The following is a 14,504-nucleotide window of genomic DNA, read 5'->3' as shown; positions in this document are numbered from 1 at the left end:
CCCTACTCCCCGTCCCGCAAGCGCCGGTACAGCGCGCCCAAAATGTTGGAGTAATCGTCGGTCCAGACCCGCACCCGGTCGTCGGCTTCGGTCTGCTCCCATGTTTTCGACGATGCGAGCCTGCCGACGTCGGCATCCTCGCGGGCGGAGATGACGACGTCGGTCGAGAAGATGTAGTCACCATCGCGCCCGGAATCCTCGTTGTAGACCCAGCTCTTGAGATCGTTGGCATCGGCGATACCGACCACGACCGTCTCGAGATCGAGGTGGCGGTTGGAGACGTGCATCACCACGGCGCCGTGCGGAGCGAGCTTGTCCTTGTAGATCTTCATCGCCTCTTCGGTCGCAAGATGGATCGGGATCGCATCCGACGAATAGGCATCGACGATGATGAGATCATAGGCGCCGTCCGGCTCCTTCGCGAAGGTGAGGCGGGCATCGCCGATCACCGGCTTCAGGCCCGGCATGCAGCTCGAGATGTAGCGGAAATTCTTCGGATCGCTTGCCGCGTCGACCATGGACTGATCGATCTCGAAGAATGTCCAGCTCTCGCCGGGCTCGGCGGCGCAGGCGAGCGTGCCCGATCCGACGCCGATCGCCGCGACGTTCAGCGGCGCGCCCTTGCGCTCGCGCATCGCGGTCACGGCCTGACCGATGCCGCCGTCCTTGTGATAGTAGGTGATCGGCTCCGGCCGGCCGGTGACCGGCGTGCCGTCATTGTTGAGGAAGCGCTCGGCGCCGTGAATCGTGGTGCCGTGCATCAGCACGTGGAAATAGCCGCCGGGCGTCACCACGATCTTGTGCACGCCGAAGAAGCTGCGCACCGTGGTGACGCGGCCTTCGTCCGCCGGATAAACCCGGATCAACGCCAGCGCGAGCGCGACGGTGGCGAATATCTTCCAGCGGCCGGCGTTGACCGCCAGCGCCAGCAGCGCGGCGAGCACGCCGACGCCGCCGGCTATCCAGACCCGGTGATCCTCGAACCAGGTCGATAGCCCGCCCGTCGTGGTGGACGGCACAACGAGCACGACGGCGAGCGCGGCAAGCGCCAGCCAGTACCATTTGACGATGCCCGCCAGCCGCTCGTTCGCGGGCGGCCGGCACAGCGCGGCAAGCGCAACCAGGATCGGATATTCGGCGATCCAGGAGAATGTGAACGGCGCAAGGAGCCCTGCGAACAGGCCGCCGACCATGCCGCCGAACGATAGCGCGACATAGAATCCGGTGAGATATTTGGCGGCCGGCCGGGTTCGCGCCAATTCGCCGTGGCAGGCCATCGCGATGACGAAGAAGCACAATTGATGACCGCCGAGCGTCAGCAGCAGGTTCTGTTCGCCGCCGAACGCCAGCAGGAAGACGACGCCCGCGATCGCGACCGGCTGGAGCATCAGCATCCATTTGTGCGGCAGTAGCGGCCGCGACTGGAACACCACCACCCAGGTCAGGAGATACAGCGACAGCGGCAGCACCCACAGCAGCGGCGCTGCCGCAACATCGGTCGAGATGTGCGCGGTGACGGCGATGAGCAGGCCGGACGGCACTCCGGCGAGGAATATCCAGCGCAGCCGCATCATGAGACCGGGAGCCGGCGCATTCAAATCCTCGGTTCGCGCATCGACCATGGCCAGTTTCGGCGAGCGCAACAGCAGCACGCCGCAGGCGGCGATTAGGAGGATCAGGATGCCGTAACCGCCGGTCCAGAGCCGGTTCTGCGTGTGCAGCGTGAACATCGGCTCCAGCAGGAACGGATAGGACAGCAGGGCTAGGAAGCTGCCGATGTTGGAGGACGCATAGAGGAAATAGGGATCGTGTCCGGCAGGATGCCCGGTGCGGACGAACCAGGCCTGCAGCAACGGATTGTTGGCGGCAAGCGCGAAGAACGGCAGCCCGATCGAGATCACGAACAGACCGAGCAGCCAGACCGCGTAGCCCGAAGCGGGCGGATCGCCATAGGCCGAGGCGATGCCGAGCGGCAACGTGACGAACGCTGTAATCAGCAGCAGGAGATGCACCACCACCGGAACGATGCGGTTCCTCACCTGCATCAACAAATGCGCATAGGCGTAGCCCGCCAGCAGCAGCGACTGGAAGAACACCATCGCCACCGACCACACCGCCGGCGAGCCGCCGAGCCGCGGCAGGACCATCTTCGTGAACAGCGGCTGCACCGAGAACAGCAACAGCGCGCTGACGAAGATCGCGGCGGTGTAGACCGTCAGCAGCAGCCGGTTGCGTGACGATGACGGCTGCTCAGTGGCGGCGGGTTGCACGATCGAATCCATGGAAGCTCCAGCATATCCCGGCAGGCGCCGGGCGCGCGCAATGGAGCACAAGGCGCCTGAACGGGCAATAAAGGGTCTCGTGATGTTGCAGCGGGGAATGCTTGATATACAGATGTTCCGAGCCCGGTCGTTCAGACCATCCGGGAATGAGCTTGACCCCTTCATGATCGAAACCGACGTCATCATCATCGGCGCTGGCCATAACGGCCTCACCTGCGCGGCCTATCTCGCGATGGCCGGCTTGCGCGTGCGCGTGGTCGAGCGCCGCAAGGTGGTCGGCGGGGCCGCGGTCACGGAGGAATTTCATCCCGGCTTCCGCAATTCGGTCGCGGCCTACACCGTGAGCCTGCTTAATCCGCAGGTGATCCGCGACTTGAAGCTGGCCGAACAGGGCCTGCGCATCGTCGAACGGCGCGCGCAGAATTTTCTGCCCGCCCCCGACGGCAGCTATCTGCTCACCGGCGAGGGGCGGACACAGGCGTCCGTCGCGCGGCTGAGCGCGCATGACGCAAACGCGCTCGACGGGTTTTCGCGCGAGCTGGAAGATATCGCCGACGTGCTCCGGCAATTCGTGCTGCGCGCGCCGCCAAACCTGCTCGATGGTTTCGGCACGGCTTCGATCCGCGAAGCCGTGAACGCATTCCAGAGCGCCAACATCCTGCGTGGGCTGTCGCTGGAGCAGAGCCGCAGCCTGCTCGATCTCTTCACCCGCTCGGCCGGCGAGATGCTGGACGAACGTTTCGAGCATGATCTGGTCAAGGCGCTGTTCGGCTTCGATGCCATCGTCGGCAATTATGCCAGCCCTTACGCCGCGGGATCGGCCTATGTGATGCTGCATCACGCCTTCGGCGAGGTAAACGGCAAGAAGGGCGTCTGGGGTCACGCCATCGGCGGCATGGGCGCGATCACGCAAGCCATGGCGCGCACCGCACGCGACCGCGGCGTTGTGATCGACACCGATGCGGGCGTGCGCGAGGTCATCGTCGAGCGCGACCGCGCCGTCGGCGTGGCGCTGGAGAACGGCACGGCCATCCGCGCGAAATATGTCGCAGCCAACGTCAATCCGAAGCTGCTCTATACGCGGCTGGTCGCCGCCGATGGGCTTCCCCAAACCTTCCTCGACCGCATCCGGCACTGGAAGAACGGCTCCGGCACCTTCCGCATGAACGTGGCGCTGGACCGCCTGCCCTCCTTCACGGCGCTGCCGGGCGACGGCGATCATCTCACCTCCGGCATCATCCTGGCCCCTGATCTCGGCTACATGGACCGCGCTTTTCTCGACGCCCGGGCCCACGGCTGGAGCCGGGAGCCCGTCGTGGAAATGCTGATTCCCTCGACGCTCGACGACACGCTCGCGCCCGCTGGACACCATGTCGCGAGCTTGTTCTGCCAGCATGTCGCGCCGGAGCTTCCCGATGGAAAGTCGTGGGACGACCATCGCGAAGAAGTTGCCGACCTCATGATCGCGACGGTGGACAAATACGCACCGGGTTTTGCGACAAGCGTGCTCGGCCGCCAGATCCTGTCACCGCTCGACCTCGAACGGCAGTTCGGCCTGTTGGGGGGCGACATCTTCCACGGCGCGCTGACGCTGAACCAGCTGTTCTCGGCCCGGCCGATGCTGGGTCACGCCGATTATCGCGGACCCGTGAGGGGCCTCTATCACTGCGGCTCCGGCGCCCACCCCGGCGGCGGCGTCACCGGCGCCCCCGGCCACAACGCCGCGCAGGCGATCCTGAGGGATCACCGCAGCCTGTTCGGAAGTCGTGGATAAGCCGGTGGATAAGCTGTGGACAAGCTGTTGGCAGAGCTGTGAAAGAGCGGTGGGTTACGCCCCTCCAAGCCTGGTACAAATTGGTGGAAATCCGGGGATGAACGGCGGGATAGTCCGTGGGCAAAGTCCGGACAAACCACGGATGGCCTGTGGGCATTCTGTGAAAACCTCTGCCCAAAACGACTTCGCCCGCCAGGGGGCAATTCCCCCGACGGGCGCGGCTCGAAGCAGTGCTATGGAGAATTGGCCCCGCCCGGAAATGGGAGGCGGAAATTACTTCAAGGAGCTGCTAATCGAAGTGAACTTCTCGTTCATGGTGGTGCCCAGGCCGTTCACCACGGTGATGATCGCCAGGGCGATGCCGGCTGCGATCAGGCCGTACTCGATTGCGGTTGCACCTGAATCGTCGGTCCAGAATTTCAAAATCATGCGCTTCAAGTCTCGCCTCCTTTTCCATTTCAAGCTGTGCAGGTCGTTCAACACCCGCAAATCTACGTGGCACAACCTGCGGTCGGGTTAACTTCATAAATGCAAGTTATTAGAAAAATCGGGAACAAAAGTTCCAAAAATTGAACCGGACGGAACCCTGAGGATGCAACCTTCCCCCACCCATCGGGCCAGTTTTTCGATCGGCAGCGAGATCGCCGCAAGGCGCATTGTCGACGTCCTCACCGAAATGTTCTTCGAGGATGATGCGGCGGTCGCCGCCTTCGAGCAGCCGAATGGACAGTGGGACGTCGCGCTGCATTTCGCCCACGCGCCGGACCGGGCGTGGCTGCGCGAACTCGTTGCAACATCAGCAGGAAATGAGATCGCGGACACGCTGGCCTTCGACACCGTCGAAGCCAGGGACTGGGTCAAGTCGAGCCTTGAAGATCTCGTCCCGGTGCCGGCCGGGCGCTTCGTCGTCCACGGCAGCCATGACCGCGACCGCGTGGCCCCGAACAAGCTCGCCATCGAGATCGAGGCGGCTCTCGCCTTCGGCACTGGCCATCACGGCACCACACGCGGCTGTTTACTCCTGCTTGACCATGTCCTGAAACGCACCCGGCCGGACCGCGTGCTCGACCTCGGTACCGGGACCGGCGTGCTCGGGATAGCGGCGGCGAAAGCGCTGCATCGCGCGGTGCTGGCCTCCGACATCGACCCGGCCTCGGTCAAGGTGGCAGCCGAGAACGCCGTGTTGAACGAGGTCGGTCACCATGTGCGAGTGATCCGCGCCATCGGCTTCGCGGCGGCTGATTTCGGCAGACGCGGCCCGTTCGACCTAGTGCTGGCCAACATCCTTGCCAATCCGTTACGGCAATTGGCGGGCCCGATGACGCGCCACCTCGCCCCTGGCGGGCGCGTCATCCTCTCCGGCCTGTTGACGCCCCAGGTCCCCGCCGTGATCGCCGCCTACCGCGCGCGCGGCCTCGTGCCTCTGAAGCACATGCGAATCCAGGGATGGAGCAGCCTGTTGCTGCGGAAGATGGGGTGAGTACGGCTGCTGCCGTAGATGCCGCTACTTTGCCGTCTCTTCGTCCCGGCGCATCGCGCGCTCGGGCTGCGAGGCGCGCCTCGCGCGGCGTTCGGCGAAACGGTCGATCATCTGGCTGATCAGGCCGCGCGGTTTCTTCGGTGTTGCCGCAGCCGGGGCGCGGCGCACCGGCGGCGTAATCTTTTCAAACGTGAACGCTGGCATCGAGTGTCCCCTCGTCGTTGAGATGAACAACTTGCTCGAATTTCCCTGTCATCTGGACGAAGCGCAACTGCCGCATCCTGTACTCCACTCAATTCGAATGGAACTTGTTCAAGCACAGTCCATGCCAGATGCGACCTCAAATGCGTCTACATTGCGGACTGATCCGCATGATCCTAAAGTGATCCACCATGTTCGAAGCGCATTTCCAGACATTCGAGGAGCCCGAGGCCGGCGTCGCATTGACAGCCCGGCTGGCCGCGCTCCGTGAAGAACTCGCCCGCCGCAAGCTGACCGGTTTCGTGATTCCACGCGCCGATCAGCAGCAGAATGAGTACGTGCCGCCGTCCGAAGAACGTCTCGCCTGGCTGACCGGTTTTACGGGCTCTGCGGGACTGGCGGTGGTGCTGACGCACGAGGCCGCGGTCTTCGTCGACGGCCGCTACACGATCCAGGCGGCCAAGCAGGTCGATTCAAGGGCCTGGGCCGTGGAATCTCTGATCGATCCCCCGCCGGAAAGCTGGATGTCGGCACACCTGAAGGCCGGCGACCGCCTAGGATTTGATCCGTGGCTGCACACTTTTGCAGCAGCCGAGCGTTTGGCCGCCGCCTGCACCAAGGCCGGTGCCGAACTGGTCGCCGTCGACAGCAATCCGGTCGATGCGATCTGGCAAGACCGGCCACAGCCGCCGATTGCGCCGGTCACGGTGCACGGAATGCAACATGCCGGCGTGACTGAAGCCGAGAAGCTGACGCAGATCAGGAGCGAGATCGGCAAGCTCGGCGTCGATGCGTTGGTGCTGTCCGACAGCCATGCCGTGGCCTGGACCTTCAACATCCGCGGCGCCGACGTCGCGCATACGCCGCTGCCGCTGTCCTATGCGCTGGTGCCGAAGGACAGCCGTCCCACCATCTTCATCGATCACCGCAAGCTCTCAAATCTGACCCGCGACCATCTCGAGCAGTCCGCCGACGTGCGCGAGCCCGATGCGATGGCGCCGACGCTGATGGCGCTCGCCAAGAGCGGTGGATCGATCGCGCTCGACAATGCGACCGCGGCCGACGCCCTCAGCCGGCTGATCACGGGCGCCGGCGGCAAGCCGGTCCGCGGCAGCGATCCGATCGCCCTGCTCAAGGCGGTCAAGAACACGACCGAGATCAAGGGCACGCAATCGGCGCACCGGCGCGACGCCGTGGCGCTGGCACGCTTCCTCGCCTTCATCGACCGCGAGGCGGCAAGCGGCAAGCTCACCGAGATCGACGCGGTCGAGGCGCTGGAGACATTCCGCCGCGACACCGGCGCGCTCAAAGATGTGTCGTTCCCGACCATATCGGGCACCGGCCCGAATGGCGCGATCGTGCACTACCGCGTCACCCGCAAGAGCAACCGGCGGATCGTCCCCGGCGATCTGCTGCTGATCGATTCAGGTGCACAATACGAAGACGGCACCACCGACGTCACCCGCACCATGGCCGTGGGCGAGCCGACCGACGAGATGCGCGACCGCTTCACGCGTGTGCTGCGCGGCCACATCGCGATTGCGCGGGCGATCTTTCCCGACGGCGCCACCGGCGCGCAGCTCGACACACTCGCACGGCAATATCTCTGGGCCGCCGGCGTCGATTTCGAGCATGGCACCGGCCACGGCGTCGGCAGCTATCTGAGCGTGCATGAGGGGCCGGCGCGAATCTCGAAGCTCGGCACTACGCCGCTGAAGCGCGGCATGATCCTGTCCAACGAGCCCGGCTACTACAAGACAGACGGTTTCGGCATCCGCATCGAGAACCTCGAACTGGTGGTCGAAGCCGATATCAAGGGCGCGGAAAAATCGATGAACGCGTTCGAGACGCTGACCCTGGCGCCGATCGACCGCCGGCTGATCGATGTCGGCATGCTCAGCAAGGACGAGCTCGACTGGCTCAACGCCTACCACGCGCGCGTCAGGGCCGAGGTGCGGCCGGCGCTGGATGAGACGACCAAGGCCTGGCTGGACCAGGCCACCGCGGAGTTGAAGGCGTAAGCGCGTCGTCGCAAAGCCGCATGGCTCCACGCGCTTTGCGCAAGGCTGCTTCTCCACCACAGCTGTCATGCCCCGCGAAGGCGGGGAATCCAGTATTCCAGAGACAGGAAACGCATGCGAAGAAGCCGCGGCGTACTGGATCGCCCGGTCAAGCCGGGCGATGACACCGACTTTTTGACGCGAGCAACGCGCCCAATCGGCGCTATGGCGCCCTCATCATAACCGTCCCGGAATCCGTATAGCCGCATTCCGAAACGCCGATATGCGTCTTGCGCGAGCGCGCTACAGTCCGATTCGAATTTCTACGAGTCGGACACGCATGCACGGCATGATCAGCAAGCCGCCGGACACGGCGAAGAACCTCGCGACCTCGCGCGTGGTGTTGCTGCTGCTCGTCGTCATGACCGGCATCGCGCCGATCTCGCTTTACATGCTGGTTCCGGCGCTGCCGGTGCTGGCGACGACCTTTGGCAGCGACATCTCGGTCGCGCAGATGACGGTGTCGTTTTATATGGTCGGCATCGCGCTGTCGCAACTCATCATGGGCCCGCTGTCGGACCGTTTCGGGCGGCGACCGGTGCTGCTCGGAGGACTGGCGCTGATGGTGGTCGCCAGCGCCGCCTGCATCTTCGCGGAAACCCTGCCGCAGCTGATCGCCGCGCGCTTTTTCCAGGCGTTGGGCGGCGCCGCGGGCATGGTGGTGAGCCGCGCCATCATCCGCGACATCTACGAGCGCGACCGCGTCGCCTCGATGATCAGCCTCGTGGTCGCGGCGCTGATGATCGGGCAGATGGTCTCTCCGCTCACCGGCGGCCTGATCGAAACCGCGTTCGGCTGGCGCGCGATCTTCTACGCCATCACCGTCGCCGCGATCATTGTCGCCGTCGGAATCGCATTCGCGCTGCCCGAGACCCGCCGAGACCGCGTCGCCGGCAGCGGCTTTCGCGGCGATGTCGGCATCCTGATCCGCAACCGCGCCTTCGTCGGCTACGTGATGTGCCAGGTGCTGGCCTCGCAGATCATCTTCACCTTCGCCGGCGGCGGCCCCTATATCGTGGTGACGCAGATGGGCAGGACCAGCGCCGAATACGGCGCGTGGTTCGCGACGACGGGTTTTGCGTATCTCGTCGGCAATCTGCTCTGCGTGCGCTTCGCGCCCAGGCACTCGCTGGAGAAGTTGATCTGGTTCGGCCTCGCGCTCCAGCTTTGCGGCAGCCTGTTGAATCTGCTCTGGAGCTTCACCGGCTGGAACGAGGCGCCCGCCTGGCTGTTCGGCACGCAGATGATCGTGATGGTCGGCAATGCCTTCGTGATGGCGAACTCGGCCGCCGGCGCGATCAGCATCCGTCCCGAGGCCGCCGGCACCGCGTCAGGTGCGATGGGCTTTCTCCAGCAGGGCATCGGCGCGCTGATGTCGCAATTCGGCGCCTATCTCGGCGGCCATTCCGCGACCACGCTGCCGCTCACCGCCGCGGTACTGGCGATCTCCCTGCTCTGCGCCTGCACGATGACCTTCGTCGTCCCCCGCCGCGAGGTCATGGTGAGCGAGACGCTGATCGAGCGGGCGGAAGAGGAAGAGAGCGGGATGATGTGATCGGGCGCGGTGAGGCCTTCTTCCTTCTCCCCTTGTGGGAGAAGGTGGCGCGCGTAGCGCGCCGGATGAGGGGTCTCTCCGCACGGGTCCCCTCTCAAAGTTTGAATTCGAGGATAGAACCCCTCATCCGGCGCTGCGCGCCACCTTCTCCCACAAGGGGAGAAGGGAAGAGTCACTCCCCGATCAGCTGCAGCCACTCGTCCTCGGTCAGCACCTTGACGCCATGCTTGTTGGCCTCCGCGAGCTTCGAACCCGCGCCGGGGCCTGCGACGACGAGATCGGTTTTCTTGGACACCGATCCGGACACTTTTGCGCCTAGCCGCTCAGCGGTGGCCTTGGCCTCGTCGCGCGTCATCTTCTCCAGCGAGCCCGTGAACACCACGGTCTTGCCGGCGACGGCGGAGTTGCTCTTCGGCTTCTCCGCGTCGATGATCTCGACCTCCCTGGTGAGCCGCTCGACGATGCCGCGATTGTGGCTCTCGCCGAAATAATCGGCGATGCTCTTGATAACAGTCTCGCCGATCTGGTCGAGCGCGTCCATCTCGGCCATCGCCTCCTCGTCGCCCTTGGCGACCTTGAGGCTGGCATCATGGAATGCGTCCCAGGAGCCGTAGCCGCGTGCCAGCGCCAGCGCCGTGGTCTCGCCGATATGGCGCATGCCGAGCGCGAAGATAAAGCGCTCCAGTGCAATCTTCCGACGGCTCTCGATCGCGCTGAACAGATTGCGCACCGAGGTTGCCCCGTAACCCTCGATGTCCTCGAGCTTAAGTTTCGAATTGCGCTTTTCCAGCGTGAAGATGTCCGCTGGCTCCTTCACAAAGCCGTCGTCGAAGAAATACTGGAGCTGCTTCTCGCCAAGGCCGTCGATGTCGAAGGCGCGCCGCGACACGAACAGCTTCAAATGCTCGATCTTCTGATAGGGGCAGGCGAACTCGCCGGTGCAGCGGGCGCGTGAGCCCTCCTCTCCCGCCGCCGTCTCCTCGCGCGTGACGTCGGTGTGCAACGGGCACGGGCACTTCTTCGGAAACTGGAATTCCCTGGCAGCCTTCGGCCGCTTGTCGAGGACGACGTCGACCACCTGCGGGATGACGTCGCCGGCGCGCTGGATCACGACGGTGTCGCCGATCCTGATGTCGCGGCCCTCGCGCAGCACTTCGCCCTTGTTGCCGATGCCCTTGATGTAGTCCTCGTTGTGCAGCGTGACGTTCTGCACGATCACGCCGCCGACGCCGACCGGTTCGAGCTTGCCCACCGGCGTGAACGAGCCGGTGCGGCCGACCTGGATCTCGATGTCGCGCAACACCGTCGTGGCGCGTTCGGCCGGGAATTTGTGGGCGATGCCCCAGCGCGGCGTGCGCGAGACGAAGCCGAGCCGCTCCTGCCAATCGATGCGATCGACCTTGTAGACGACGCCGTCGATGTCGTAGTCGAGCTTTGCGCGCTGCTCCTCGATCGCACGATGAAACGCCAGCAGCTCCTCGACGGAGTGACAGAGCCTGGTCAGCGGGTTGGTCTTGAATCCGCAGCGCTCGAACCAGCCGATCATGCCGCTCTGCGTGCCCTCCGGCATCGCGCTCATCTCGCCCCAGGCATAGGCGAAGAAGCCGAGGGGGCGCGAGGCGGTGATGGTCGGATCCTTCTGCCGGAGCGAGCCCGCGGCCGAATTGCGCGGATTGGCGAAGATGGTGCTGCCTTCCGCCTTCTGCCGCTCGTTGAGCGCGAGGAAGGCCTTCTTGGTCATGTAGACCTCGCCGCGCACCTCGCAGATGTCGGGGACGTTGCGGCCCTTCAGCCTCTTCGGCACGTCCTCGAGCGTGCGGATGTTGGCGGTGACGTCCTCGCCGACCGCGCCGTCGCCGCGAGTCGCCGCGGTGACGAGTTCACCGCCCTCGTAGCGCAGCGACATCGAGAGGCCGTCGATCTTCGGCTCGGCCGAGAAATCGATCTTGTCGTCGTCGAGCTTCAGGAAGCGCACGATGCGGCCGACGAAGTCGCGCAGATCCTCTTCCGCAAAGGCGTTGTCGAGCGACAGCATGGGGACGGCATGCCGCACCTTCTTGAAGCGGCCTGATGGTGCAGCACCGACTTTCTGCGACGGCGAGTCCGCGCTGACGAATTCCGGAAAGCGCTTCTCGATCGCGTTGAAGCGCTGGCGTAGCGCGTCATACTCGGCGTCGGTGACGGTGGGCGCGTCGTCCTGGTAGTAGCGTTCGTTATGCCCCTCGATCTCGAGCGCGAGCCGCATGTGCTCGACCTTGGCCTGCGCCTTGGTGAGGTCGGCGACGTCGCGAAGCGGCGTTGGTTTCGATTTTGCTGCTCTGGCCATGGTGCTTGGATACGATGGAGCGGGCGGGAGGGTAAAGGCGTGTTGAGGTCTTGCGCCCCGGACGCAGCGCAGCGCTTCTTTGGCGGTGCGCTGCAGAGCCGGGGCCCATCGGGGCGACATTCTGTATCCCGGCTCGCGCTTGCGCGCGTCCGGGACACGAAATCAAGCCGTCGCCGCCTTGAGCAGCCGGTCCGCGGCAGCCCTCGCCTCGGCGGTGATCTCGGCGCCGGCGAGCATCCGTGCGATCTCCTCGCGGCGGTGGTCGGCGGCAAGCGCATTGACGCGGGTCGCAACGCGCTTGCCCTTGTCCAGTGCGTCCTTTGAGATCAGCAAATGCTGGTCGGCACGGGCGGCGACCTGCGGGGCGTGGGTGACGGCCATCACCTGGACCTTGCCGGCGAGCCGCGCCAGCCGTCCGCCGATGGCGTCCGCGACCGCGCCGCCGACGCCGGTGTCGATCTCGTCGAAGACCAAGGTCGGCGCCGAACCGCGGTCGGACAGCACGACCTTCAGCGCCAGCAGGAAACGCGACAGCTCGCCGCCGGAGGCGACCTTCATCAGCGGCCCCGGCTTGGTGCCCGGGTTGGTCTGCACCCAGAACTCGACGCGGTCGAACCCTTGCGGGCCCGGAGCTGCCTCGTCGGTCTCGACCTGGGTCATGAACTTTGCGCGCTCGAGCTTGAGCGGCGCGAGCTCGGCATTGACGGCCTTGTTGAGCTTCTCCGCCGATTTCTGCCGCGCCATCGACAGCTTCTTCGCAGCCGCCGCATAGCGCGCATCGGCCTCGATCGCGGCCTGCTCCAGCTTCTTCAGCCGTGAGGCGCCGGCATCGATCAGAACGACATCGGCGGCGTATTTTGCGGCGAGCGCGGCGAGCCCGTCGACCGGCGTCGAATATTTGCGCGAGGCGGCGCGCAACGCGAACAGGCGCTCCTCGATGCGTTCGAGCTCCGAGGGATCAAAATCGGTTGCCGCAAGCGCCGCCTGGAGATGCTGGTCGGCTTCCTCCAGCGCGTTGATGGCGATGTCGATCGCCCTCACCGCGGGTTCGACCAGCGCCGGCGAGTTGACGCCGCGACGCTCCAGCCGCCGCACGGCCGCCGACAGCGAGGCGACCGGCGAATGGTGGCCGCCGACCGCCTCCTGCGCCTCGCGCAGGTCGGAGGCGATCTTCTCGCCCTGCATCATCGTGGTCCGACGGGAGGCCAGCGAAGTCTCCTCGCCGTCCTTGGGCGCGAGCTGCTTCAATTCGTCGGAGGCGTGGCGGAGGTAATCGGCTTCGCGCGCAGCGCGCTCCATGCCGGCGCGATGCTCCTCCAGCGCAGTGTTGGCGGTGCGGCGCGCGTCCCAGAGCGTCTCGACCGCCGAGACGTCCTTTTCGAGACCTGCGAAGGCATCGAGCAGGCGGCGGTGGGTGGCGGCATCGACCAGCGCGCGCTCATCGTGCTGACCGTGGATCTCGACCAGGGCGGCACCGACAGCCTTCAGCGTCTGCACGCTGATCGCCTGGTCGTTGATGAAGGCGCGGGTGCGGCCGTCGGCGAGCTGGACCCGGCGGAGAATCATCTCGCCGGTATCGTCCAGCCCGTTCTCCGCGAGGATTTTGGCCGCGGGATGGTTTTTTGGGATATCGAATACGGCAGTGACCTGCCCCTGCTCCGCCCCATGCCGCACGAGGCCGGCATCGCCGCGGCCGCCGAGCGCCAACGCAAAGGCATCGAGCAGGATGGATTTGCCCGCACCGGTCTCGCCGGTCAAAACCGCGAGGCCCGGTGCGAATTCGATATCGAGCCGTTCGATCAGGACGATGTCACGGATCGACAGACGCGCCAGCATGGAATTCTATTTCCTAGCCGAGACCCATTTTCTTGAAGGTCTTGCTAATCCAGGACCCCTGATTCTCGCTCGGTTCGAGACCGCCTGATTTTACAAGATTATAGGCGTCCTTGTACCAGCGACTGTCAGGAAAATTGTGCCCGAGCACGGCGGCGGCCGTCTGGGCCTCGCCAACGATGCCGATCGCCATATAGGCCTCGGTCAGGCGGTACAGCGCCTCCTCGACATGGCGGGTGGTCTGGTACTGCGTCACCACGGCCTTGTAGCGGTTGATCGCCGCCGTGTAGTCGCGCTTCTGCGCGTAATAGCGGCCGACGTTCATTTCCTTGCCGGCGAGCTGGTCGCGCGCACCTTCGATCTTGGCCTTGGCCGAGGTCGCATATTCGGAGGTCGGATATTTGCGCACCACCTCTTCCAGCGAGGCGATCGCCTTCTCGGTCCGGGTCTGGTCGCGGCTGATATCCGGAATCTGGTCGTAATGCGAGGCGGCGATCAAATATTGCGCGTAAGCCGCATCCGGGCTGCCGGGATGCAGCGTGACGTAGCGGGTGGCCGCGCCGATACAATTGTCATAATCGCCACCCTGGTAGGACGCGTAGGCCGACATCAGCAATGATTTGCGGGCCCAGTCGGAATAAGGATGCTGGCGGTCGACCTCTTCGAACTTCTTGTTCGCCGCCTTCATGTCCTTCTTCTCGTTCATGAGGTACAGGCCCTCATTGTAGATCTTGTCAGCGGGCTCCTCGACGAAGGTGTCGTCCTTGGCGGTGAACTTGTCCCAAAGCGCGCCGGTGCCGCAGCCGGCCAGCGGCAGCGCGAGCACGAAGAGGGCGACAACCTGAAGCAGCCCACGGGCTCGAGACGAGACTTCTCGAGACGGGACTTGAAGATATCCGCGCGTCATACGCTGTGCCGACATGAGTATTGCCCTGACGCCCTGTGGTGCGGTGTCCGCCAGCCCATGAACCCCGTCCTGGGCGCGAAATATAG

General features: G+C 64.9%; 10 protein-coding genes. 4 read left to right on the top strand and 6 right to left on the bottom strand.

What is annotated here, in order from left to right; all coding sequences use genetic code 11:
- Window positions 1-2: 2 nt before the first annotated feature.
- Window positions 3-2,282, bottom strand: a complete 2,280-nt coding sequence (locus tag ACIPUD_RS01245; protein ID WP_446480008.1) for a spermidine synthase — start codon at window positions 2,280-2,282, stop codon at window positions 3-5.
- A 163-nt stretch (window positions 2,283-2,445) separates the two neighbouring features.
- On the opposite strand from ACIPUD_RS01245, the gene ACIPUD_RS01240 reads away from it, so the two are divergent.
- A complete protein-coding gene (locus ACIPUD_RS01240; protein WP_085361396.1) occupies window positions 2,446-4,056 on the top strand; it encodes a phytoene desaturase family protein in 1,611 nt (536 codons plus the stop codon).
- Between the two features lie 273 nt (window positions 4,057-4,329).
- On the opposite strand, the gene ACIPUD_RS01235 is transcribed toward ACIPUD_RS01240, so the two are convergent.
- Entirely contained in the window at window positions 4,330-4,485 is a 156-nt protein-coding gene (locus ACIPUD_RS01235) for a Flp family type IVb pilin (RefSeq protein WP_085349137.1), read from the bottom strand.
- Window positions 4,486-4,648: 163 nt separating this feature from the next.
- On the opposite strand from ACIPUD_RS01235, the gene ACIPUD_RS01230 reads away from it, so the two are divergent.
- Complete coding sequence (locus ACIPUD_RS01230) at window positions 4,649-5,536, top strand: 50S ribosomal protein L11 methyltransferase (RefSeq protein ID WP_085361397.1); 888 nt, start codon at window positions 4,649-4,651, stop codon at window positions 5,534-5,536.
- A gap of 24 nt (window positions 5,537-5,560) precedes the next feature.
- Here the strand turns inward: ACIPUD_RS01230 and ACIPUD_RS01225 are convergent, their stop codons facing one another.
- On the bottom strand, window positions 5,561-5,740 hold the full coding sequence (locus ACIPUD_RS01225) for a hypothetical protein (RefSeq protein ID WP_085361398.1): 180 nt from the start codon (window positions 5,738-5,740) through the stop codon (window positions 5,561-5,563).
- Window positions 5,741-5,928: 188 nt separating this feature from the next.
- Here ACIPUD_RS01225 and ACIPUD_RS01220 point away from each other — a divergent pair, with 188 nt between their 5' ends.
- Complete coding sequence (locus ACIPUD_RS01220) at window positions 5,929-7,758, top strand: aminopeptidase P family protein (RefSeq protein ID WP_085361399.1); 1,830 nt, start codon at window positions 5,929-5,931, stop codon at window positions 7,756-7,758.
- Between the two features lie 319 nt (window positions 7,759-8,077).
- Window positions 8,078-9,352, top strand: coding sequence for a multidrug effflux MFS transporter (locus ACIPUD_RS01215; protein ID WP_446480007.1), 1,275 nt, complete (start codon window positions 8,078-8,080; stop codon window positions 9,350-9,352).
- A 172-nt stretch (window positions 9,353-9,524) separates the two neighbouring features.
- Here the strand turns inward: ACIPUD_RS01215 and ligA are convergent, their stop codons facing one another.
- From ligA to ACIPUD_RS01200, 3 genes are all read right to left on the bottom strand, one after another.
- Window positions 9,525-11,678 carry an NAD-dependent DNA ligase LigA gene (gene ligA / locus ACIPUD_RS01210; RefSeq protein ID WP_446480006.1) on the bottom strand — a complete coding sequence of 718 codons (2,154 nt, stop codon included), beginning with the start codon at window positions 11,676-11,678 and terminating at the stop codon, window positions 9,525-9,527.
- Window positions 11,679-11,840: 162 nt separating this feature from the next.
- Window positions 11,841-13,514 carry a DNA repair protein RecN gene (recN, locus tag ACIPUD_RS01205; protein ID WP_018454248.1) on the bottom strand — a complete coding sequence of 558 codons (1,674 nt, stop codon included), beginning with the start codon at window positions 13,512-13,514 and terminating at the stop codon, window positions 11,841-11,843.
- Window positions 13,515-13,527: 13 nt separating this feature from the next.
- Window positions 13,528-14,433, bottom strand: a complete 906-nt coding sequence (locus ACIPUD_RS01200; protein ID WP_026232697.1) for an outer membrane protein assembly factor BamD — start codon at window positions 14,431-14,433, stop codon at window positions 13,528-13,530.
- Between the last annotated feature and the right edge of the window lie 71 nt (window positions 14,434-14,504).

Source organism: Bradyrhizobium sp. CAR08, from assembly GCF_052871955.1.
The sequence above is the reverse complement of the archived record's forward strand: the minus strand, read 5'-3'. Positions and strand labels throughout refer to the sequence as shown.